Below are 20047 nucleotides of genomic sequence, written 5' to 3'. Positions count from 1 at the left end.
GTCGCGAAATTTTCCTTCTGATGATTCGGCGGTGGGTACATCGCGCCGTGCACTGCTCCGGGCGCTGACCGCCGCTCCAGTTGCGGTTCCTTTGATTGCTTCGCCATGGGGTGAAGCTCTGGCCAATCTTCACAACCATTACGGAGATTCACCGGCAGCCCTTATTCGAACCAAGGCGGGGCGAGGCCTGAGCCGCTTCCGCTATCACAATGCGGAGTCCTTTTATCAGGGACTGGAGCATGGCCTCTACGACAATGACTGCGGTGAGATGTTTTACCGATCCGGCATTGTCGCCCAGCTCGCGCTTTCCTCCCACTTGCTCGACGTAGGATTTTCCGACGAGTGGAATGCCCGTCATATCCGGCTGAATGTCGCCAAGTCGCTCGTCCATGCCAACGCGACCGGCTTCGGGCATGACTGCCCCGAGATGGCGCGGCTCGCTGCCATTCTTTCCCCTTACTGGAAGTGGGGTCATGCCCATCGGATCGATGCGCCGCTCCCCGACAATGGCGGGTTCACGGTGGACGAGGTTCGCCTGCTGCTGCGCGCCGTGCTCGACCGCGTCCATGACGTCACCGGCCATCACCGCCCGAAAGGTTGGCATCGCGAACAACGGGAAACCCGCTCATGATGCCGTCCATCGACAGGGAACGTCTGGCAGGGCCGGTGCGGCAGGAGTTGTGCCGCGTCACGGCGATGCTGTTCGAAACCTTCGCGGAAAGCCTTAAGGGCAGGTTGTCCGAGCAATATCGATCAGGCCGTATCCTTACCCTGATCCTGCACGGCTCCCATGCGCGGTCCGATTCGTGGAATGTCGCACCGGAGGATGCCTTTCACCTGCTGGCGATCGTCAATCATCCCCGGCTGGCGCGCAGGCTGCAGGATTGGCGGCTGGTGCGCGACCGTCTGCGCCGCGCATGGGAGTTTGGCGAGATCGCCCGCCCGGTGCGGCTGACCGTCCATAGCCTCGAACAGGTCAACGGCGCCCTGACCGAGGGCATTCCCCATTTCATCGCCCTCGCGGGCGAAGGCATCCCGCTCTACGAGATGGAGGGTTTTCGGCTCCCTTCGCCGCGTCTGCTGTCTACGACGGAACTGCATGCGCGTGGGCAGGCCGAGTTTGCCCGCTGGCATGAACGGGCGAGCGATTTCCTGCTGGGCGCTGCCTTCTACCGAAGCGAGGGCAATGCGCCCATGGCGGCACTGTTGCTGCATCAGGCGTGCGAGCATCTTTACCAGTGTGTCCTCTGGACGATCACCCTGCATGGTCCGCGCACCCATGCGCTGGATGAATTGCGCGAAAGGGCCGAGGCGCTCGAGCCGAGTCTTTCCATCGCATGGCCGCGCGCAACCCCGTTCGAGCGCCGCGCCTTCGGCTGCATCCGTCGCGCCTATGTCGAGGTGCGTTATGGCCGTTCCTATCGCATCGGTTCCGACGAACTGGCATGGGCGATGGAACGCGTGGCGCTGCTACACAGCCTGACCGAACGGTTCTGCCGCGAGCGGCTGAACGACATGGTCTCGGTGCATGGAGAGGCATGTCATGGCCGATGCGCCTGACCCCGAGGTCGAGCGGCTCGCCGCCTACAGGAAAGCCGTCGACCGCCTGCCGGTCCTGACGCGCGTCATATTCCTGCTCGTTCGTCTGGATGCCCTGTCCTATGATGAAATCGCCCGCCGATTGTCCATCGACCCGCAGACAGTGGAATCCTGCCTCGTCGAGGCGCTCGGCATGATCCGCATCATGCTTGATGGGGCAGAACCCCGACGCCGGAACGATCCGCGCATCGCCCTTGCCGAGGCTGACCTGCATCGGCGCCATCGCGCCTATTGCAAGGAACGGTTAGCGGCATTGGGCATCGCTGGTCCGATCCCATGGTTCGAGGATGGCGACGATGACCAGACACTCATGCAGATGATCGTCGCTGCCATGCCTCCCCGCGTCCATGACACCTTCATCCTCAATCGGGTCGAGCAACTAAGCTATGCGCAGATTGCCAAGCGCCTGGGGACGTTCCAAAGGATCGTGCGGCATCGCATGCTCCGTGCCATCCGCCATATCGTGCGAGGACCGGATCGGTTCGAACAGTGGTTGCGCGATGTGGCTTCCGCACCTGCGACGATCAATTAGCCGATGGCTTCTCTGCCTCGAACGCGCGTTTGCCTTTGCGTTGCCACAGCGCCAGCGCATTGCTCCGCTCTGGCCCCCGCAGCCTGTCGGCGACCGTCAGGAACGCGCCGTAGAGCGTCGCGCGATCACCATCGGTCAAATCGACCAGCCCGGCCTTGATGACAAGCCCGCCCAGCTCGATCAGGTGCCGCGTCCGTTCGCGGCGCTTGATGACCCATTCGCGCATGTCGGTTCGCGCCTTTCGTGCCTCAAGCCGATGCCGCGCCGCCGTCGAGCGGGGGAGTGCCGCTCGGGCTGCGTTCAACTCCGCTCGTAGGCTGGCGTTTTTCGCCGCGAAAGAAAGCCGCGCCCGTCTTGCGCCAAACTTCCTTCGTCGCCGAGTCCTTCGCTGCGACGGCCTGCAGCAAAGCCCCGGCTAGCAGATCGGCGTCGAGCGTGTCGGCTCCGCACGCCGCCACTAGTTCACCCAACTGGCGGACGCGGCGTTCCTTGAGCACCTTCGCCTTGTCGGCAAGGGCTTTGAGTTCCGAATCGAAGTCGCGCGGTTTACGCATCGCAAAGTCTCCATTGAGTGACGATGGAGCGATGATAAGATAAACCTCGCCACCGCGCAGTAGAGTCGCCGGGACAGCCTGACACTGCCCAGTCCCTTCCGAGAAAAATTCGAGAAGGGCGCGCTTATACGTCGTTCCGACGTGCGCTTCGCAGTAGTAGATGGACGATCGCTATGGCGATCTACCATTTCTCCGTGCAAGTCATCGGCCGCGCCTCCGGCCGCTCCGCCGTGTCGGCGGCGGCCTATCGCGCGGGCGAGAGGCTGCACGACGAGCGCCTTGACCGCGATCATGATTTCCGCGCCCGCTCCGGCGTCGAGCATAGCGAAATCATGCTGCCGGAGAACGCACCGGAAGAGTGGCGCGACCGCGAACGCCTGTGGAACGATGTCGAGGCGTTCGAGAAGCGCAAGGACGCGCAGCTTGCCCGCGAAGTTGAGTTCGCCATCCCACGCGAGGTGACCAAGGCCGATGGCATCAAGCTTGCCCGCGATTTCGTGCAATCCGAGTTTGTCGCGTCCGGCATGATCGCAGACCTCAATGTGCATTGGGACATTGGCAGCGACGGCCAGCCCAAACCCCATGCCCATGTCATGCTCACCATGCGCGAAGCGACGCCGGAAGGTTTCGGTCAGAAGGTGCGCGAATGGAACGACCATGAGAATGTCGAGCGCTGGCGCGAAAGCTGGGCCGATCACGTCAACTCCCGCCTTGCCGAACTCGACATAGACGCGCGCATCGACCATCGCAGCTTGGCGGAACAAGGCATCGACCTCGAACCGCAAAGCAAGATCGGCGGTCCCGCGCAGCGCATGGAGGAAGCGGGCCAGCTTGCCGACCGTGCCGAGCTTCATCGCGAGATCGCGCGCGAGAATGGCGAGCGCATCATCGCCAATCCCCGCATCGCGCTCAACGCGATCACCCACCAACAGGCCACCTTCACCAACTGCGACATTGCGATGTTCGTGCATCGCCATTCGGGCGGGAAGGAGCAATTCGACGCCGCGATGAGCGCGGTGCGCGGCTCGCCCGACCTGATCGCGCTGGGCAAGGATGGGTGCGGCGAGGATCGGTTCACGTCACGCGAGATGATCGAAGCCGAGCAGCGGTTGCAGCGCGCGGCCGACCTCATGGCGGAGCGCGAGCGGCATCGCGTGTCGGAGGGCGACCGGGAGGGCGCGCTCCGTGCGGCGGCGGCGCGCGGGCTGGACCTGTCGGGTGAGCAGCGCGCGGCGTTCGACCATGCGACCGATGGGCGCGACCTGAGCGTGGTCGTCGGCTATGCCGGCACCGGCAAGAGCGCGATGCTGGGGGTGGCGCGCGAGGCGTGGGAGGATGCCGGGTTCAACGTGCGCGGCGCTGCGCTGGCTGGCATCGCCGCCGAGGGCCTGGAGAACGGCTCCGGCATCGCCTCGCGCACGCTCGCCAGCATGGAACATGGTTGGAGTCAAGACCGCGACCTGTTGACCGAACGCGATGTGCTGGTGATCGACGAGGCAGGCATGGTCGGCACGCGCCAGATGGAGCGCGTCCTGTCCCACGCCGCTGACGCGGGCGCGAAGGTCGTGCTGGTTGGCGACCCCGAGCAATTGCAGTCGATCGAGGCAGGCGCGGCGTTCCGGTCGATCCATGAGCGTCATGGCGGCGTCGAGATCACCGAAGTTCGTCGCCAGCATGAGGAATGGCAGCGCGACGCCACCCGCCATCTTGCCACCGGCAGAACCGGCGAGGCCATCCGTGCCTATGCCGACAAGGGCATGGTGCATCAGGCCGAGACGCGCGAGGCTGCGCGCGGCGAGCTTGTCGAACGCTGGGACCGCGCGCGGCAGGCCGACCCTGACGCCAGCCGCATCATCCTCACCCATACCAATGTCGAGGTGCGCGATTTGAACGATGCGGCCCGCGAGGCGATGCGCAATGCGGGCGAGCTGGGCGATGATGTGCGGGTAAAGACCGAGCGCGGCGACCGCGCCTTTGCCATCGGCGACCGCATCATGTTCCTGCGCAACGAGCGGACCATGGAAGTCAAGAACGGCACGCTCGCGACCGTCGAACAGGTGGACAAGGGCCATATGGCGGTGCGCACCGATGACGGGCGCAGCGTCGCGTTCGACACTAAGGACTATCGCGACATCGACCACGGCTATGCCGCCACGATCCATAAAGCGCAGGGCATGACCGTGGACCGCGTCCATGTGCTGGCGACCCCGGGGATGGATCGCCACGGCTCCTATGTCTCGCTGTCGCGCCATCGCGACGACGTGGACCTTCATTATGGTCGCGACGACTTCAAGGACGAGCGCCGCCTTACCGCCGTGCTTGGCCGCGAGCGCGCCAAGGACATGGCGATCGACTACGCCAAGGCCGACCCGGCCCGCGCCTTCGCCGAACGGCGCGGCATCACGTTCCGCGAGCGTGTCGCGGAAATCGTCCGGCCGGTGGTCGAGAAGGCGCGCGGGATCTTTGACAATTTCCGGCCCAATGCCGCGCCCAACATTCCTACGCAGCAGCACGATATATTCGCAGGGTTCCGCCCAAACGCGGAGCGCCCGGAACAGGACCGGGGTCGCGAGAAGCTGCCCGACATGCAGCGTGATCCGCAGCCGTTGCGTGTGGGCGGCGTTCGCGGCGCCGTTGAGCGCTACGCCAAGGCGGTGGACGCTATCCAGCAGACCCGCGCGCAAGGGCTGGACGCCATGCCGCACCAACGCGAAGCGCTGGACCTGGCGCGCGGCGCCCTGAACGCCGTGCGGCCCGAAGGCGCATCCGATCTCGACAGCGCATTCAAAAGCAGCCCGGAGCTTGTCCGCGAGGCCGCCGACGGGCGCGGCCAGGCCGCGATGCGTGCGATGCAGTTGGAGACGGAAATCCGCATCGATCCCTACAGCCGAGCGGATCGGTTCGTGGAAGGCTGGCAGCAGTTGCAGCGCGCCCATGACGAGCTTGTCCGCGACGGCAATTTCCGGGGCGCGAAGAGTACCGCGCAGCAGATGGCCGGCATGGCGAAAAGCCTAGGGCGCGATCCTCAGCTTGAATCGGTGTTGTCAGGTCGCGACCGCCGCGACCTTGGGCTGGAAGTCAGCGAACGAATGGGCCGCAGCCTGTCCAGCGCCCTTGCCGACAGCATCCCCCACGACCTTGGCCGCGAGATCAGTCGCGGTCTGGGCATGAGCCGCTAACCCTAAGGAGACGACGACATGGACGCCGAAGAACAATCGCTGCTCAATGACCCGGAACCCGCCACCGGGCCCGACGCGGCGGCCGAGGCGTTCGCGGCATTGTCGCAGCGCGTGGCCGGGATGGAGGAACGGCTGGACGGACGCATGGCGATGATGACACGCGCGCTCGAGCATATCGCTATCGAGAAGCAGAGCATCGAGATACCCGATTATACCCCGACCCTTGCCAAGATCGGCGGGCATCTGGCGATACTTGCGCCGCAGATGAAGAGGCTTGCGGACGCGCCCGCCATGCAGTTGACTCCCGAGAACATGGCGGGGCGGATCGCCGACGCCGCGAAAGTCGCGCGGGAGGCTGACAAGGCTACCATCGGCCAGTCACTCGACCTTCATCGCCGCGCTCATGCCGGGCTTGGCGAGGCCATCGGCAAGGTCCGCACGCGGACGGAGCAGCGCTGGCACATGCTCTATGCCGGCATCGGCACGGCGCTGGCCGTATCGCTCCTGTGGCTGGTCTATCCGGGCTGGACAGCCAGCATCGGCCCGCAAGGCTGGCACTGGCCCGAACGGGTCGCGCGCCGCGTGCTGGGCGAGCCAACGCTATGGGATGCCGGTATCCGGCTCTTGCAAGCCGGAAACCCCGATAGCTGGCGGGCGATCGTGGATGCGGCAGACATGGCGCGTGAGAACCGCGACACCATCGCCGCGTGCGAGACGGCAGCTTCCAGGGCTAAGGAACCGGTGCGATGCACGATTAGAATAGGCCACTAGCCTTCGCGCCGACCGCTCGACGATGGACGGCGAAGCCCACCAGCCACTACTGCGCCTTTAGGGAGGCGCGCGGCCGGTCACCTTTGCTACGCGACAAGGTAATGGCAGAAGAATCCAACCGGACTATCCTGCATCAAGGCGATGGTGCAGGCTTTTCGTACAGCCATAACGCAGCGGCGGTCTAGTTGGGGATAGGCAGACTAGCCACGCACGAGAATGGATATGATTGTCGACAGCCTGTGCAGCAGGTTCCGACCAGAATCGGTCACTCCCAGCCGCCCGGGTGAACGTCTGGTCGCGCCAGGAGCCGTCATTTCGTTTTCGAGAATGCGTAACGACCGTGGTCATGGCTGGTGATGGGTGGGAAGCGAATGGCGGCTGTCACATCAGTACGTGTCGGCCTGCGTTTCTTTACCGGGCTTCATTGTTCGATCGCGCGCAACCAAGAGGCTTACGCCGATTGACAGAATGAAGATTTGGCTTTCCCCGCCGACCGTGAGCCCAATCGCTGTCCTCGTAAGTCCGGCCTCGCCGATCACCATGCCGATATTTGTAAGGTTCAGCTGCGTTCCGGAAAGGCCCTGCGCAAGGGCTTGAAGAGAGCCGACCAGCAATGTCCCGCCGGAGAAGAAAATGAGGGTAGCTGCGCCAGCACCTGCGATCAGGCAAACGGCGGTTACGATCCGCCAGTGAGATCCTACTAATGCCGCCCAGGCGACAACGCCTGCGGCCGTGCCCAGCACCACCCCTTCGATGGGCCCGGTGACATTCGCTATGGACACTCCCGATAGCAAACCTACGCTTTCCCTTCCGAGCAGGTTGCCCAGCGCGCCAACGGCTAGGCCGCCGATCGCGGTTCCTGCCACCATCCATCCATCAGCACGGCCGCGCCACGTCAGAGCCGTAGCCATTCCGGCGCCGAGACCCGCACCGGCCAGCAGGCCGAGCGCGCCGATCATCGCCGCCAGGATAAGCACCTGCGCGCCGCCGCCCGTCGCTGCAATCAGGCCGTAGATCAGGCCGGCCACCGCACCTGACGTAAGACCCGCCAGCGTGCAGGCGCCGGCGACATGCGATCCTTGTAGACGCGGCGACTTCGGCAGCTGGTGGGATTGTTCGGCGACGAAGCGATAGCCGTGTTTGGGCACGGTCTCGATGAAGCGCGGATTGGCGGCATCATCGCCCAGCGCGCGGCGCAACGTTCGGATGCATTGCGTCAGCGCCTCGTCCGTAACCGGAATGCCGTGCCAGACCTGTTCCATGAACACGTCCTTGGTTACAAGCTCCCCGCCCCGCGAGACGAGCAGGGCTAGTGCGTCAAAATACCGGCTGCCAAGCGCGATCGGTAGGCCATCCTTGCGCAACTGCCGGTTGTCGCAATCGAGCTGGAACGCGTCAAAGCGCAGGATGCGGGCCGGTTTCTCCATGGCCGACTGGTCTGGTGTCATCTCCCGGTTGAGGCAAGAGTTGAGCGTGATTTCAGCCATTGCTCATGAATCGCTCATGCCTTTCACACGCGGCCCGACCATGGCCGCAGCGGGAAAAACACCGGGAGGCCCGACTATGAACGACCTATCTTCGCCCCGATCGCCGCTTCTGAATGGATGGCGGATCGCCGGCTGGGGCAGCCTTCTGGCCCTGCTGATGCTGCCTGCACTGGCGATGCAGATGACCGGCGAGGTGAACTGGACCGCCGTCGATTTCGCGTTCGCCGCGATCTCGTTGGGCTTTGTCGGAATTGTGGTTGAGCTGGCAGCGCGGTTTGCCCGGCCCGGTGCGCCGCGCATTGGCTACCTGATCGCCGGCTTCACCGCCTTTTTCACCCTCTGGTCGAACGCTGCGGTCGGCATCATCGGCGATGAGGACTCTGTCAATATCTTCTTCTTCCTCATGGTTGCAGCGGCGATTCTTTCCGCGATGGTCGTCCGGTTCCGGCCGGGAGCGATGCGATGGATCGCGGTGTTGCTGGCGATTGGTCAATATGCCGTGGGTATCGCCGCGCTCAGGATGATGCCCGGTCACGCGGTCGAATGGGGCTTTCTCACTATCTTTGCACTGTCGTGGCTGACGGCAGCATGGTGTTTTAACCGTGCTGTTCCCAATCAGACCAGTTAGGCCAAAGCGTGCCGCAGTGGCCGCTTCCTCTGACCAAGGTCGACCAGTAAGGGGTCGTTCCCCGAATGGGGGCTACTTGGAAATGAACCCGAGATATTCGCCATTCGCGGCCCTGAGTGGGCAACGGCGGCCGCCGACCAATTCACGACCTTCAGCGGCCGTGCTGTGGATGACCGTCCGTGCCGAATGCTGCCACCAGATGACGGAGCTTGTCGGGATTACGAACTATATAGATCGCCGCGATGCGCCCATCGCGCACGTCGAGCGCGGTGGTCTGGAGCACGTCGCCACGATCGATACTGATATAGCCGGGCAGACCGTTGATCGTCGCGGTGCGCAGTAGCGTCGGTACTGACGTGTACTTCCGACGCAGCCCGGCGAACAGGCGAAGCGCTCGCTCGATCCCGCGCACCACATTGCGGAAGGCGATCACCTTACCGCCGCCATCGGAATGTATCTCGACATCGCGCGCCAGCATCGCAGACAGTGCGGCAGCATCACCGTCGCGGGCGGCGTCGAAGAAGGCGCGCGCGATCCGATCGGCCTCGGTTGCCTCCACGGTGAAACGCGGTCGCGCATGCTGTACGTGCCTGCGTGCGCGTGAGGCAAGCTGCCGGACAGCGGCGGGCTCGCGTCCCAATGTCGTCGCGACATCAGGGAGCGTCATGTCGAACACGTCGTGAAGCAGGAAGGCGGCACGCTCCAGAGGGGACAGGCGCTCCATTGCAAGCATCAGTGTGAGCGTCACGTCGTCGGCGATCGTATCCTCTTCCTCAGTAGTACCCATCAAGGGTTCAGGCAGCCAGGCACCGACATAGGTCTCCCGGCGCACCCGGGCGGACTTGAGCTGATCGAGGCATAAGCGGGTGACAATACGGGTCAGATAGGCTGCCGGCGTGTCAACGCTCTGCGCCGTTGCCGCCCAACGCAGCCACGCTTCCTGCAGGATATCTTCCGCCTCGCTGAGAGAGCCAAGCATCCGATAGCCGAGACGCAACAGCCTCGGCCGCTCAGCTTCGAAATCGGCGAGACGTTCATCACCGTGCCGCACGAGTGTCCCCCATCGACAATGCTTGGCTACTGCGCGCGTCATCGCGCCAGGCCCAGAGGGCAAGAGCGGTCGTCAGTATAGCCGGTAAGGTCACAGCAGGAAAATCCTGGGACAGCGCACCTGTCCCACATATGCCGACCGCTACCTCCCAGAGATGGAACAACGCGTGGCCGGCAAGCCAGAGGGCGGCCGCGGACCAAAGGGGAACGCGAGACGCCGGTCGCGCGACGCCAATGAGAATCGCGATCGCTACGAGCAGGAAAATCAAACCGATGTCACGGATGAAATGCTGGTTGAACGGGCCGGTGGTGGTGACGCCGGGCACCGCAAAGTACCAGTTTGCTGGTGAGATCACCATAAAGAGCCCGTTCGCAGCGGACGCGAGACCGAGCACTGTGGCCAGTGCGAGCGGAAGTTTCCGGCTCATGCTGCACTCTCCTGCGACTGAGCGGCGAGCCACTCATCGAAGCGCGTGGGAGCAATCCGTGGATTTTCGCCCGGGACCAGCGTCCGGTCGTCGGCAGGCGCGCCGAAATAGTCGCGTTCGGCGGTAGCGCTGATCCGGCGCGGATCGTCGCGAGTGCCGAGCCAGCTAGCCGTAAACTCGGCCAGCGGTGCGCGCTCCGGTCCTGCCACTTCGATGATGCCACCGGCCGGGGCAGCTGTAGCTATCTGGGCAAGCAGCGCCGAGACATCGGATGCGGCGACCGGCTGGAGCGCGATCGCTGGCAGGTACACGGTGTCGCCCCGCGTATAGCCGTCTGCGATGGTGGACAGGAACTCAAAGAACTGCGTGGCGCGCACGATTGTGTAGGGTACGCCACCGCCGGCGATCAGTTGCTCTTGCGCCAGCTTGGCGCGAAAATAACCCGATGCCTGAAGGCGATCGGTCCCCACCACCGAAAGTGCGACGACGTGGCGCACGCCTGCGTCGCGCGCTGCTTCCAACAAGTTGGTCGTTGTGCCGCGGAAGAAAGCGAGAGCGGCCTCGTCCTCGAACGAGGGGGCATTGCTGACATCGACCACGACGGCGGCATCCGTCAGCGCTTGTGCCAGGCCGAAGCCAGTCAGCGCATCGATGCCGGTGCTCGGTGAAGCGGTGACGACCTCATGGCCCTCGGCCCGCAGCAGTCCGACGAGGGGCCTACCAATCAGACCGGTGCCGCCGATGATAACGATCTTCATGTCCATGTCTCCGATGCAAGTGTCTGCCTGCATGACGAGATGGCCACCACCGGTGTGACATGGGACGACAGCGGGAACGAAAAAATATCGGCGCCATGATGTCACAATGCGCCGGCCTACCTCGTCACGTCAGCGAGCGCCGATGCCCGGCGCGGGTGACGAGGAAAGCAAGCATGACCGATATGAAGCGTTTGAACTGGTCGGAAATCGCCCCCGAAGGCGCCAAGGCCCTGTTCGGAGTCCATCATTATGTGACCAAGACTACGGATCTTCCCGAAGAGCTGATCCATCTGGTGTTCCTACGGGTGTCGCAAATCAACGGGTGCGCCCATTGCATCGATATGCACACTCGTGACCTGCTCAAGACCATGGCGATCGACAAGGTCGCGCTGGTCCCTGTCTGGGCTGAGGTGCCGCACCTGTTTTCCGACCAGTATCGAGCGGCGCTGGCCTGGGCCGAGGAAGTGACCAACATCAGCACGACCCATGCCTCGGACAAAGCATATGCGGCTGCTGCCGCCGCCTTTGCTGAAAAGGATTTGGTCGATCTCACACTAGTTATTGCGGCGATGAACGCGTTCAATCGTCTTGGCGCGCCATTTCGCCTTCCCGTCGCCGCGAAGCCATAGGCTCACGAAAGGGGGAGCAACCTTTGCTTTCCCCTTCGGCGGCACGCGACAAAAATGCGTCGTTCGCCGATCGGGCTATGCACGGCAGCTTCCGTCAGAACCAGCCAATCGCTCAGCGCGGAGCCGTTTGGCAAAAACGCGCCTTCTCGTAAGCGTGGGCTGGAGGCCGCAGATCAGGCGGCTGCGGCGATCGGTTGCTGATCTGACCGCCAGTTCCAGGGCATGAGTTCATCCCAGCGGGCAGCAGGCCATTCGCCAGCGATCTTGGCGATGACGTCGGCGATATAGGACTGCGGTTCGAGGCCATTAAGTTTGGCGCTCTCGATGACGGAATAGACGGCAGCGGCGCGATCACCGCCGGCCTTTGACCCGGCAAACAGCCAGTTTTTACGGCCCAAGGCCATCTCGCAGACATTCTGCCCATGTCGGGCACGACGTTGTCGTCTGGTATCGGTGGCATCCCTATTTCGAGCGCACGGTTCGGTGCGAGTATACCGAGGAGCGGGCAAACGGCAGAGTCGCCCACATTGTGGTGAGCCCCGGCGAAGTCATCGTAGTTCCGGCTTGGATGTTGGATCGCGAGGTGTGCGATGCGTTCAGCTTGGGTAGCCCTCAGGTTGCCGTAGATGCGTTGACCGATCTCCATAGCCTCTTGATCGACGCGGACCTTCGTAATGCCCTGCTGAGCGGTTTGAACGCTCAGGAGGTAAACGATGAAGACCTTGCCCCCACCAACGCGGCTGCCGGCGCTGCGCCAGTTGATCATGCCGCTCGACACCAGAAGCCTGGACGGTCTGACGAGAGCCCAGCGCGTCGTCGTGGTGGCAAGCCTAGCCAAGTTGTTGATGGCGGCCGCAGGCGTCTCGGACGAGGAGACGACCAATGACGGGCGGTAACCTCCTTCCGATGGCCTTGCTGAGGCGCAAGGCAGTTGTTTACGTCAGGCAGTCGACGCCCCAGCAGGTCAACGGGAACCTGGAGAGTCAACGTCGCCAGTATGAACTCGTCGATGTTGCGCGCCGCTGGGGATTTCGTGATGTCGAGGTGATCGACGAGGATCTTGGACGCAGCGCGAGCGGTGCAGTGGATCGCCCCGGCTTCGAGCGTCTGGTGGAGGATCTGTGCACGGGTCGCGTCGGCGCCGTATTGTGCCTTGAGGCCTCTCGCCTTTCCCGCAACGGACCCGACTGGCACCGGCTTCTCGAGCTTTGCGGCCAGGTCGATGCTCGTGTCATCGACATCGATGGGGTCTACGATCCGGCCAAGCCGAACGACCGGCTGCTGCTCGGCATGAAGGGCAGTATCAGCGAGTTCGAGCTTTCTGTCATCCGTGCCCGTATGTACGAAGCTGCACGGCAAAAGGCTCAGCGCGGCGAACTGCGCATCAGCGTTCCGATCGGCTACATCTGGCATCGCGACTATGGCCTGAGTTTTGACCCCGACATTCGAGTTCAGGAGGCCATCAGGCACATATTCGCGCGGTTCCGCGAGATAGGCAGCGCTCGCCAAGTGCTCATCGCGCTGACCGCCGAAGGTATGCATTTCCCGCGCCCGTCGGACGGCAAGATGATGGTCTCCTTCGATTGGGTTCCGATCCGTTATCGCAATGTAATTAGCGTGCTCAAGAACCCGTTCTACGCCGGTGCCTATGCCTATGGCAAAACCGAGAAGCGCACCCAGATCGTCGATGGCCGAGTGCGCAAGAGCTATGGGCATCGCAAGTCGTACGACGATTGGGGCATCATGCTCAGGGAGCATCATGACAGCTATGTCAGCTGGGATGAGTTTGAGCGGAACCAAAGGGTCCTGGCGACCAACGCCTACGGCAAGGCCGGCGGCATAAAGTCCGGCCGCGGTGGCAAGGCTTTCCTCGCAGGCATGCTCACTTGTGGTCATTGTGGCCGCCGCCTGTGCGTCGTTTATGTCGGCCGCCGCATCGGCTATCATATCTACCGCTGCGACCGCTCGAACCTCATGCTGGCCCGGCCCCGATGCATGACCACCAATGGCGCTCGAACGGATGTGGCAGTTATGGAGGAACTGCTGCGCGCCGTGGAGCCCTTGGCGATCGACGCGGCATTGGAGGCAGAGCGTATGCATCTTGAAGGCGAAGCGCAGAGGCGACAGCTGGTCGAGCTGGATTTGCAGCAAGCCCGCTATGAAGCCTCGCTTGCTGAGCGACGCTATGCCGCCTGCGATCCCGATAACCGGTTGATCGCCGCTCAGCTGGAGAAGAGCTGGGAAGCGACCCTGCGCCGTGTCGAGGCCTGCGAGGTGCGGCTTAACGAACGACAAGTGCGCGATGACGCCGCCCTGCCGAATTTCGCCGGCTTGGCTCACGATCTCAAAGCGGCGTGGAATGCCCCCGATGTCGATATGCGGTTCCGGCAAAGGCTGTTGCGCGCGCTGGTGAAGGATATCGTCGCCACCGTCGAAAACGATGGGCAGGAAATCGAGCTTACCATTCACTGGCAAGGCGGGCAGCATTCCCAAGTTCGCATCCGCAAACCCAAGACCGGGGAACATACCAAGAGCACGCCCGAAGAAGCGATGGCAATCATTCGATCGATGGCGACGCGCTGGTCCGATGCCGATGTCGCCGCCACCCTCAACCGTATGGGCATGCGAACGGGTCAGGGCAAGACATGGACTGGGCATCGCGTCAGCTCGCTGCGCCGTGTCCATAAGATTGAAGGCTATCGTTCCGCCGGAACCACGGGTGGTGAATGGCTCACCATGTCGGAGGCGGCAGCCAAGTTCGGCGTCACAAACCACAAAATCCGCCGTATCGTCGAAGCTGGCTTGCTCCCGACCGAACAGGTTATGCCCGGTGCGCCGCATCAAATCCGCGCCGCGGACCTCGAAAAGCCCGAAATCCAAGCCGCGATCTCGCGAAAAGGCCCGTGTCGCACTCAAGACGAAAACCAAAAATCCCTGTTTTCCGCCATTTGAAGAGGAGCAGCACAATGAATCAGGCATCGCCACGCAGCGCATGGCGCGCTCCGCGATGTTGTTGTCGATTTCCAGGCGCCCATCGTCGAGGAAGCGCGTGAGCGCGACCCAGCGCTTGCGGCCATAGGCGATCGCCTTGGCCATCTCGGACTTGGGCGAGAGACGGCGCAGGGCATCGTCGAGTGCCTGGCGCAGCTCGTCGATCAATGGCTGGGTGCGGTCCTGCCGGCTTCGTCGTCGGATCCCGGGTTGCTGGCCGCGAACCTCTGCCTCGATCTCATAGAGCTGGCCGATGCGTTCCAGCAGACCGGTGGTGAGCGGCGTCGGCTTGGTGGCGTGGATGTCGAATATCTTTCGCCGGAAATGGCTCTTATGTCGATCTCGACATAAGGCGCATTATCCAGAGCATGGTTTTATCTGGGGCGTTTTGGGATATAATCCGGGCTTGCCGGAGATTTCGGCGCACTGGGCTCCAGATAAAAGCAGCGACCTCGCAGTCGGGGGCCGCCGCGCGGGGGGCGACGTTGCAGATACCATTGCGTACCAGGTCGACGATCGAGGACTATGTCGCCACGCAGGAGTGGCGGCGCGCGCGACTGTTGCGCTGCCCGCTCCATCCGAGCGGCGGCTGTGCATTTCGGCGGCACGGTAGCTATGCGCGCCTGACCAGTCCGGGTGTACGGATCGCTCGCTGCTACTGCCCACAGGGGCACATAACATTCAGCCTGCTCCCGGATTTTCTCGCCGCTCGCCTGCCCGGTTCGCTTGCCGCGATCGATCGCATCGTTGGGATAGCCGCGTCGGAACGAAGCATGGAAGCCGCCGCAGACGCAGCGCGCGGCCCGGATATTTCCCTTCCAGGCGCGGTGCGCTGGCTTCGCCGCCGCGTTGTCGCGGTGCGCAGATCCGTTGCCGCCGTCAAATTGATGGCGCCCCGGCTGGCGAGGCCGGGCTTGCCGGTGAGCGACGTTCCGGCCCTTGCGACGCTCCGCCTAGCCCTTTCCCCGGAGCTGTTGCACTGTATTCCGGCCCCCTTGGGACTCCGACCCATCCAGAGGATAGGCAGTGTCGGCGATGCCGATGGCTCTTGCCAACACGATGCGGGGCGTGATCACGTTTTCAGCGTCAGCTACGCTTTGCCGATCGAGGTAAAGCCATGCCCGTACATGTCGATCATATCGCCGCAGCCGACCCTGCCGCGCCCACCCCCGACGATATCCGCCGCATCTGGAGCGCCGAGCGGCGCCTTGGGGCAGGAACAACGATTGTTTATCTGATCCGCATCCAGCAGTTTCGTACCTATTGCGCCTTGCACGGCCTGGTCGAGCGAGAAGAGTTGACCCTTGAACGCGTTGGCCGCTTCAAAGACTGGTATGCGGAGCGACGGGGGCTAGACCCGCTTTCTCTCAGACTTTCCAGCAGCGCCCTGCTGTCGCTCAGCCGTGTCTATCATTGCTTGGGGCTTGCCCCACCTGACTGGCGACCGCCTCGTCCAGGGAAGGCTTTGCTGCCGCCGTTGCTCGCGCAGTATGCCGCCTATCTGACCCAGCATCGCGGTAATCCAGAGGTGACGGTTCACAAAAAGCTGGGCCACATCGGTAAGCTTCAGGATTACTTGATTCAGGCCGGCAAGGACTGGCACTCGATGCAGATAACCGATGTCGATGCATTTCTGGTTGGCCGCGCCGCGCGATATTCCCGATCGCATGTGAGCGATCTTGCTTGCACGGTACGCTGCTTTTCCCGTTTCCTGCACTGGAGTGGACAGAGTCCGGTCGATATCAGCGAGGCCGTGATCGCGCCCGTGCAACGACGGCACGAGCGACCGAGACGCGCCCTTTCCTGGGACAATGTGAAGCGGCTCCTGATGGCCGTGGACAGATCAAGTCCGCAGGGCCTTCGCGACTACGCGATCCTGCTGATGATGAGCACCTATGGCTTTGGCGCCGGCGAGATCATCCGCTTGCAGTTTCGGGATATCGACTGGGATAATAGCACACTGTCAGTCCTTCGCCCAAAGACGGGCGTTGCATTCACGCTGCCGCTGTTGCCACCCGTCGCCAAGGCGCTGGCAGAGTATCTACGCCACGGCCGGCCCGCTGATACACCCACCCGCCATCTTTTCGTGCAGATGAAGATGCCGCTGGAGCCATTCGCGGCTTCGAGCGCGATACGCCACATCGTGATGAAGCATGCGAAGATCGCGGGGATCGATGCACCATTTCTGGGCAGCCATGTATTGCGACATTCTCACGCGGCGCGCCAGATAGACCTGGGTGCGCGGCCCCAAGTGATATCGGATCTCCTTGGTCACCGGGATCCAGAGTCGGTCTCGGCCTATGTGCGGATCGCCACCGCGTCCCTGCGCGAGATCGCATTGCCGGTGCCGACATGACCACCGTCATCGTCCTGGAAGAGTTAAGGAACGACGCCGCGAGCTTCCTGGCGTTCAAGCGCGCCATGGGCCATCCCTATCGACGCGGCGAGTTTGAGATCGAACGCTTCCTTCGCTTCGTCGAAGACCAGTGGGGCGACGATGTCGATATTTCGCTGGCCGAAGCGATTAGCCGCTGGTGTGGGCGTTTGCCCGACCGCAAGGCCGTCACGCTCGGCAACGAGTTCGGGGTCATTCGTCAACTTTGCCTGCATCGCCGTCGTCGCGATCCCACCAGCTATGTGCCCGAGCACGCCTTTGCGCCGGTGAAGGAGTCGACGTTCTTTCCTTACATTTTCAGCCGCGACGAGATCCGCTGCATTCTCGCCGCCGCGTCAGCGCACCAAGGCCGCTTCATATGGGCATCTATGCTGCGAAGGCTGATTCTCGTGCTTTACTGCACCGGCCTCAGGCTCGGCGAGGCGGTGCGTCTGACCATGGATGATGTCGATCTCGACCGTGGGACCTTGCTCATACGCAACAGCAAGCGGCGTACGCGTATCGTCCCCATGCGCGACGATCTTGTCGCAGAGCTTGGCCTCTATGTCGATGATCGATGCCGGGTGCTTCACGATCGTGGTCAAGGGGATTGCGAAGCTCTGTTCGTTCGCCTCAACGGCGCGCCACTCCATACCCACGCGGCGTCCGACGCTATTCGCAAGCTCCTGCGCCGCCTCGATATTAAGCCTGCGCAGGGGCGCGTCGGAGCGCGCCCATATGAGTTTCGGCATGCGTTCGCGGTTCACCGCCTGACAGCATGGGCGGAGGAAGGTGCTGACATTCACGCCAAGCTCCCCTGGCTTTCGGCCTATCTCGGGCACCAGAACGTCATTGGCACCGAGGTCTATCTGAAGGCGACGCCGCAACTCCTGGAACTCGCGAGCACGCGCTTCGAACAACATATGCGACACGCCAGGCAGCCACGATGAGTAAGGCAGGACCTCAGATGCTGTTCGCTTTGGTGGAGTCGTTCTTCTCCAACTATCTGCCGCGTCAGCGCGGCGCGAGCCCACATACGACGCGCGCCTATCGCGACACGCTCAAGCTGCTGTTTCAGTTCGTTGCCCAGCGGCGCGGCCGCGAGGTCGCCGCGCTTGTGCTGGAGGATCTCGACGCCGACACCGTCGCTGGGTTCCTCGATCATCTCGAGGGCGGAAGATCCAACTCCACCGCGACGCGCAACTGCCGCCGTGCCGCGCTTCGCAGCTTCTTCAAGCACCTCTTGCGCAACGATCTCGACAATGCGCTCCGTTACACGCAGGTGTTGGCGCTGCCGTCGAAGCGGGCGAGGCAGAAGCCCGCAACCTACCTCGAAGCAACCGACGTGCGGGCCATCATCGCCCATCCCGATCGGCGGACCCGCAGTGGCTGGCGCGATTACACGCTGCTGCTTTTCCTCTATAATTGCGGCGCCAGAGTGAGCGAAGCAACCGGCCTGCTGTGGCAGGACCTTCAACTGACGCCACCGCACCAGGCCCGATTGCGTGGGAAGGGCCGCAAGGAGCGGCTCGTTCCGTTATGGCGCGAGACGGCCGACGCGTTGCGGCGCCTGCAAAACCTGTCGGGCGCTGCGGGCCAGCAGCATGTTTTCATGAACCGCCACGGCCAACCGCTGACCCGCGATGGAGTCGCGTACATCCTTACCAAGCATGCCTCGCCAGTCGTCCAGGATCGACCCAGGCTGGCGCGTGACCGCATCACTCCTCACGTTTTCCGCCACAGCTGCGCCGTCGCGCTCCTGCAGTCGGGCACCGACGTGACCGTGATCCGCGATTATCTCGGTCATTCCAGCATCGCGACCACGAACCGGTATATCTCGACGAACCTGAAGATGAAGCGCGATGCGCTACAGAACTTTTGGAAGCACGCCGGTATCGAACCCGCAAAGGCCACGCCTTGGAAGCCAAAGCCGGATCTGCTTTCGTACCTGCGGTCCCTATGATTTTATCACGAGATCCACACTGACCTTTCCCGCCGATCCCGGACGTCAGAATCGCGTCGCCCCAGATAAAACCATGCTCTGGATAATGCGCCCAGCAAGCAACCTCGGTGACGCGGTTCGTGTCGTAGAGCTTGTCGTAGCCGGCATAGCCGTCGGCCTGGAGATAGCCCGTGAAGTTGGCCAACTGCCGCTGGGGATGCGCGCCGGTGCGATCGGTGGTGAACTCATACCAGACCAGCGACGGGGTCGTGGCACCGGAGCCGCGATCGTCGACGGCGTAAGCCCAGAGCCTGCCGGTCGCCGTCTTGCCGCGTCCCGGATCAAGCATGGGAACCGGCGTATCGTCGGTATGGATCTTCGAGGCGGTCAGGCCGACCTCGCGAATGCGACTGACGATCGGGTCGAGCAGCACGGATGCTTGCCCGACCCAGCCCGCCAGCGTCGAGCGGTCGATCTCGACCCCCTGCGCAGCCATGATCTCGGCCTGGCGGTAAAGCGGCAGATGATGGTCGAACTTGGAGACGACGACGTGGGCCAGCGTGCCGAAGGTCGCCTTGCCGCGCGCTATCGCCTTTACCGGTGCGGGCGCCTGCACGATCTTCTCGCAGGACCGGCAGCTATACTTGGGCCGGATGGTCCGAATGACACGCCACTGCACCGGCACGGCATCGAGCATCTCGTCGCTATCCTGTCCCAGCGGCCGTAATGCCCCACCGCAGCCGGGACAGGTGCAGTTGCCCTGCTCGGGTTCGATCCGCTGCTCTTCGCGTGGCAGATGGGCGGGCAGCGCCCGAACAGGCGACGGTCGATCGGCCTGTGTCGGATCGGCTCGACGCGCGGCAGCGACGATGGCCTCGCCTTCGAGTTCTTCGAGCGCCAGTTCAAGCTGGGCGATCTGGGTGTCGAGCTTCTCGGACGACTTGCCGAACTGCATCCGCTTGAGGCGCGCGATCTGCACGCGCAACGTGTCGATCAGGATGTCGCGAGCCGAAATATCGGCGTGGGCGGCCGCCAAAGCAGCTTCGAGCTCGGCGATCCGAGCGTCTTTGTCAGCTGTGGAAAGGCCTGCGTCCGACACCGCGATCCTATAGCGGAACAGCGGCC

General features: G+C 63.3%; 18 protein-coding genes and 3 pseudogenes. 12 read left to right on the top strand and 9 right to left on the bottom strand.

All coding sequences use genetic code 11. The features are described from left to right. Positions 1-31: 31 nt before the first annotated feature. The 3 genes from VVT58_RS14820 to VVT58_RS14810 are packed head-to-tail and all read left to right on the top strand — an operon-like array spanning position 32 to position 2131. Positions 32-631, top strand: coding sequence for a hypothetical protein (locus VVT58_RS14820; protein WP_237229843.1), 600 nt, complete (start codon positions 32-34; stop codon positions 629-631). Then, positions 628-1560: a HEPN domain-containing protein gene (locus tag VVT58_RS14815; protein WP_066560333.1), complete on the top strand. Its 933-nt coding sequence runs from the start codon at positions 628-630 to the stop codon at positions 1558-1560. Before VVT58_RS14820 ends, VVT58_RS14815 begins: the two co-directional genes overlap by 4 nt. Continuing rightward, positions 1544-2131, top strand: coding sequence for a sigma factor-like helix-turn-helix DNA-binding protein (locus VVT58_RS14810; protein ID WP_066560334.1), 588 nt, complete (start codon positions 1544-1546; stop codon positions 2129-2131). The genes VVT58_RS14815 and VVT58_RS14810 overlap by 17 nt, the downstream gene beginning before the upstream one ends. Here the strand turns inward: VVT58_RS14810 and VVT58_RS14805 are convergent. Then, positions 2124-2357, bottom strand: a complete 234-nt coding sequence (locus VVT58_RS14805) for a conjugal transfer protein TraD (protein WP_066560338.1) — start codon at positions 2355-2357, stop codon at positions 2124-2126. The genes VVT58_RS14810 and VVT58_RS14805 overlap by 8 nt on opposite strands. A gap of 22 nt (positions 2358-2379) precedes the next feature. Next, the gene (locus tag VVT58_RS14800) at positions 2380-2685 is read right to left on the bottom strand and encodes a conjugal transfer protein TraD (protein WP_066560342.1); all 306 of its coding nucleotides are present in this window, start codon (positions 2683-2685) and stop codon (positions 2380-2382) included. A 173-nt stretch (positions 2686-2858) separates the two neighbouring features. Between VVT58_RS14800 and traA the strand changes: the two genes are divergently transcribed. Together traA and VVT58_RS14790 are read left to right on the top strand one after the other, a co-directional pair. After that, on the top strand, positions 2859-5864 hold the full coding sequence (traA, locus tag VVT58_RS14795; protein ID WP_066560345.1) for a Ti-type conjugative transfer relaxase TraA: 3006 nt from the start codon (positions 2859-2861) through the stop codon (positions 5862-5864). Between the two features lie 18 nt (positions 5865-5882). Further along, a complete protein-coding gene (locus VVT58_RS14790; protein ID WP_066560353.1) occupies positions 5883-6635 on the top strand; it encodes a DUF6118 family protein in 753 nt (250 codons plus the stop codon). A 386-nt stretch (positions 6636-7021) separates the two neighbouring features. Here VVT58_RS14790 and VVT58_RS14785 read toward each other — a convergent pair whose 3' ends face one another. Further along, positions 7022-8122, bottom strand: a complete 1101-nt coding sequence (locus VVT58_RS14785; protein ID WP_082748701.1) for a transcriptional regulator — start codon at positions 8120-8122, stop codon at positions 7022-7024. A gap of 76 nt (positions 8123-8198) precedes the next feature. On the opposite strand from VVT58_RS14785, the gene VVT58_RS14780 reads away from it, so the two are divergent. After that, the gene (locus VVT58_RS14780; protein ID WP_066560359.1) at positions 8199-8750 is read left to right on the top strand and encodes a hypothetical protein; all 552 of its coding nucleotides are present in this window, start codon (positions 8199-8201) and stop codon (positions 8748-8750) included. 151 nt (positions 8751-8901) lie between these two features. On the opposite strand, the gene VVT58_RS14775 is transcribed toward VVT58_RS14780, so the two are convergent. Genes VVT58_RS14775 through VVT58_RS14765 form a run of 3 tightly spaced genes read right to left on the bottom strand, consistent with a single transcriptional unit; the run spans position 8902 to position 10986 of the window. Then, positions 8902-9801 (bottom strand): sigma-70 family RNA polymerase sigma factor, encoded by a 900-nt coding sequence (locus tag VVT58_RS14775; RefSeq protein WP_257721800.1) that lies wholly within the window; start codon positions 9799-9801, stop codon positions 8902-8904. Beyond that, positions 9788-10228 (bottom strand): hypothetical protein, encoded by a 441-nt coding sequence (locus VVT58_RS14770; RefSeq protein ID WP_066560366.1) that lies wholly within the window; start codon positions 10226-10228, stop codon positions 9788-9790. The genes VVT58_RS14775 and VVT58_RS14770 overlap by 14 nt, the downstream gene beginning before the upstream one ends. Then, on the bottom strand, positions 10225-10986 hold the full coding sequence (locus VVT58_RS14765) for an SDR family oxidoreductase (protein ID WP_066562008.1): 762 nt from the start codon (positions 10984-10986) through the stop codon (positions 10225-10227). The genes VVT58_RS14770 and VVT58_RS14765 overlap by 4 nt, the downstream gene beginning before the upstream one ends. Before the next feature lie 173 nt (positions 10987-11159). On the opposite strand from VVT58_RS14765, the gene VVT58_RS14760 reads away from it, so the two are divergent. Next, positions 11160-11615, top strand: coding sequence for a carboxymuconolactone decarboxylase family protein (locus VVT58_RS14760; protein WP_237229844.1), 456 nt, complete (start codon positions 11160-11162; stop codon positions 11613-11615). Between the two features lie 173 nt (positions 11616-11788). On the opposite strand, the pseudogene VVT58_RS14755 reads toward VVT58_RS14760, so the two are convergent. Next, positions 11789-12019, bottom strand: a pseudogene (locus tag VVT58_RS14755) (transposase domain-containing protein); the annotation flags it as partial. A gap of 309 nt (positions 12020-12328) precedes the next feature. On the opposite strand from VVT58_RS14755, the gene VVT58_RS14750 reads away from it, so the two are divergent. Then, on the top strand, positions 12329-12511 hold the full coding sequence (locus VVT58_RS14750) for a hypothetical protein (protein ID WP_087576147.1): 183 nt from the start codon (positions 12329-12331) through the stop codon (positions 12509-12511). Next, complete coding sequence (locus tag VVT58_RS14745; RefSeq protein ID WP_327752201.1) at positions 12498-14567, top strand: recombinase family protein; 2070 nt, start codon at positions 12498-12500, stop codon at positions 14565-14567. The genes VVT58_RS14750 and VVT58_RS14745 overlap by 14 nt, the downstream gene beginning before the upstream one ends. A 24-nt stretch (positions 14568-14591) precedes the next feature. Here the strand turns inward: VVT58_RS14745 and VVT58_RS14740 are convergent. Next, positions 14592-14936, bottom strand: a pseudogene (locus VVT58_RS14740) (transposase); the annotation flags it as partial. Positions 14937-15723: 787 nt separating this feature from the next. Between VVT58_RS14740 and VVT58_RS14735 the strand changes: the two are divergent. From VVT58_RS14735 to VVT58_RS14725, 3 genes and pseudogenes are all read left to right on the top strand, one after another. Further along, on the top strand, positions 15724-16962 hold the full coding sequence (locus VVT58_RS14735) for a site-specific integrase (protein ID WP_327754311.1): 1239 nt from the start codon (positions 15724-15726) through the stop codon (positions 16960-16962). Beyond that, on the top strand, positions 16959-17930 hold the full coding sequence (locus VVT58_RS14730) for a tyrosine-type recombinase/integrase (RefSeq protein ID WP_066563387.1): 972 nt from the start codon (positions 16959-16961) through the stop codon (positions 17928-17930). The genes VVT58_RS14735 and VVT58_RS14730 overlap by 4 nt, the downstream gene beginning before the upstream one ends. Next, positions 17927-18766 (top strand): annotated as a pseudogene (locus VVT58_RS14725) (tyrosine-type recombinase/integrase); the annotation flags it as partial. The gene VVT58_RS14730 and the pseudogene VVT58_RS14725, both read left to right, overlap by 4 nt. Here the strand turns inward: VVT58_RS14725 and tnpC are convergent. Beyond that, on the bottom strand, positions 18699-20021 hold the full coding sequence (gene tnpC, locus VVT58_RS14720; RefSeq protein ID WP_351999999.1) for an IS66 family transposase: 1323 nt from the start codon (positions 20019-20021) through the stop codon (positions 18699-18701). The pseudogene VVT58_RS14725 and the gene tnpC sit on opposite strands and share 68 nt — an antisense overlap. Positions 20022-20047 lie beyond the last annotated feature (26 nt).

The sequence above is a fragment of the Sphingobium sp. SJ10-10 genome, from assembly GCF_036038995.2.
Taxonomy (GTDB): domain Bacteria; phylum Pseudomonadota; class Alphaproteobacteria; order Sphingomonadales; family Sphingomonadaceae; genus Sphingobium.
The sequence above is the reverse complement of the archived record's forward strand: the minus strand, read 5'-3'. Positions and strand labels throughout refer to the sequence as shown.

Excerpts from the sequence above, each read along its gene's own strand:
- VVT58_RS14815 (WP_066560333.1), top strand. The coding sequence starts at position 628 with ATGATGCCGTCCATCGACAGGGAACGTCTGGCAGGGCCGGTGCGGCAG.
- VVT58_RS14810 (WP_066560334.1), top strand. The coding sequence starts at position 1,544 with ATGGCCGATGCGCCTGACCCCGAGGTCGAGCGGCTCGCCGCCTACAGG.
- VVT58_RS14805 (WP_066560338.1), bottom strand. The coding sequence starts at position 2,357 with ATGCGCGAATGGGTCATCAAGCGCCGCGAACGGACGCGGCACCTGATC.
- VVT58_RS14800 (WP_066560342.1), bottom strand. The coding sequence starts at position 2,685 with ATGCGTAAACCGCGCGACTTCGATTCGGAACTCAAAGCCCTTGCCGAC.
- traA (WP_066560345.1), top strand. The coding sequence starts at position 2,859 with ATGGCGATCTACCATTTCTCCGTGCAAGTCATCGGCCGCGCCTCCGGC.
- VVT58_RS14790 (WP_066560353.1), top strand. The coding sequence starts at position 5,883 with ATGGACGCCGAAGAACAATCGCTGCTCAATGACCCGGAACCCGCCACC.
- VVT58_RS14785 (WP_082748701.1), bottom strand. The coding sequence starts at position 8,122 with ATGGCTGAAATCACGCTCAACTCTTGCCTCAACCGGGAGATGACACCA.
- VVT58_RS14780 (WP_066560359.1), top strand. The coding sequence starts at position 8,199 with ATGAACGACCTATCTTCGCCCCGATCGCCGCTTCTGAATGGATGGCGG.
- VVT58_RS14770 (WP_066560366.1), bottom strand. The coding sequence starts at position 10,228 with ATGAGCCGGAAACTTCCGCTCGCACTGGCCACAGTGCTCGGTCTCGCG.
- VVT58_RS14765 (WP_066562008.1), bottom strand. The coding sequence starts at position 10,986 with ATGAAGATCGTTATCATCGGCGGCACCGGTCTGATTGGTAGGCCCCTC.
- VVT58_RS14760 (WP_237229844.1), top strand. The coding sequence starts at position 11,160 with ATGACCGATATGAAGCGTTTGAACTGGTCGGAAATCGCCCCCGAAGGC.
- VVT58_RS14750 (WP_087576147.1), top strand. The coding sequence starts at position 12,329 with ATGAAGACCTTGCCCCCACCAACGCGGCTGCCGGCGCTGCGCCAGTTG.
- VVT58_RS14745 (WP_327752201.1), top strand. The coding sequence starts at position 12,498 with ATGACGGGCGGTAACCTCCTTCCGATGGCCTTGCTGAGGCGCAAGGCA.
- VVT58_RS14735 (WP_327754311.1), top strand. The coding sequence starts at position 15,724 with ATGCCCGTACATGTCGATCATATCGCCGCAGCCGACCCTGCCGCGCCC.
- VVT58_RS14730 (WP_066563387.1), top strand. The coding sequence starts at position 16,959 with ATGACCACCGTCATCGTCCTGGAAGAGTTAAGGAACGACGCCGCGAGC.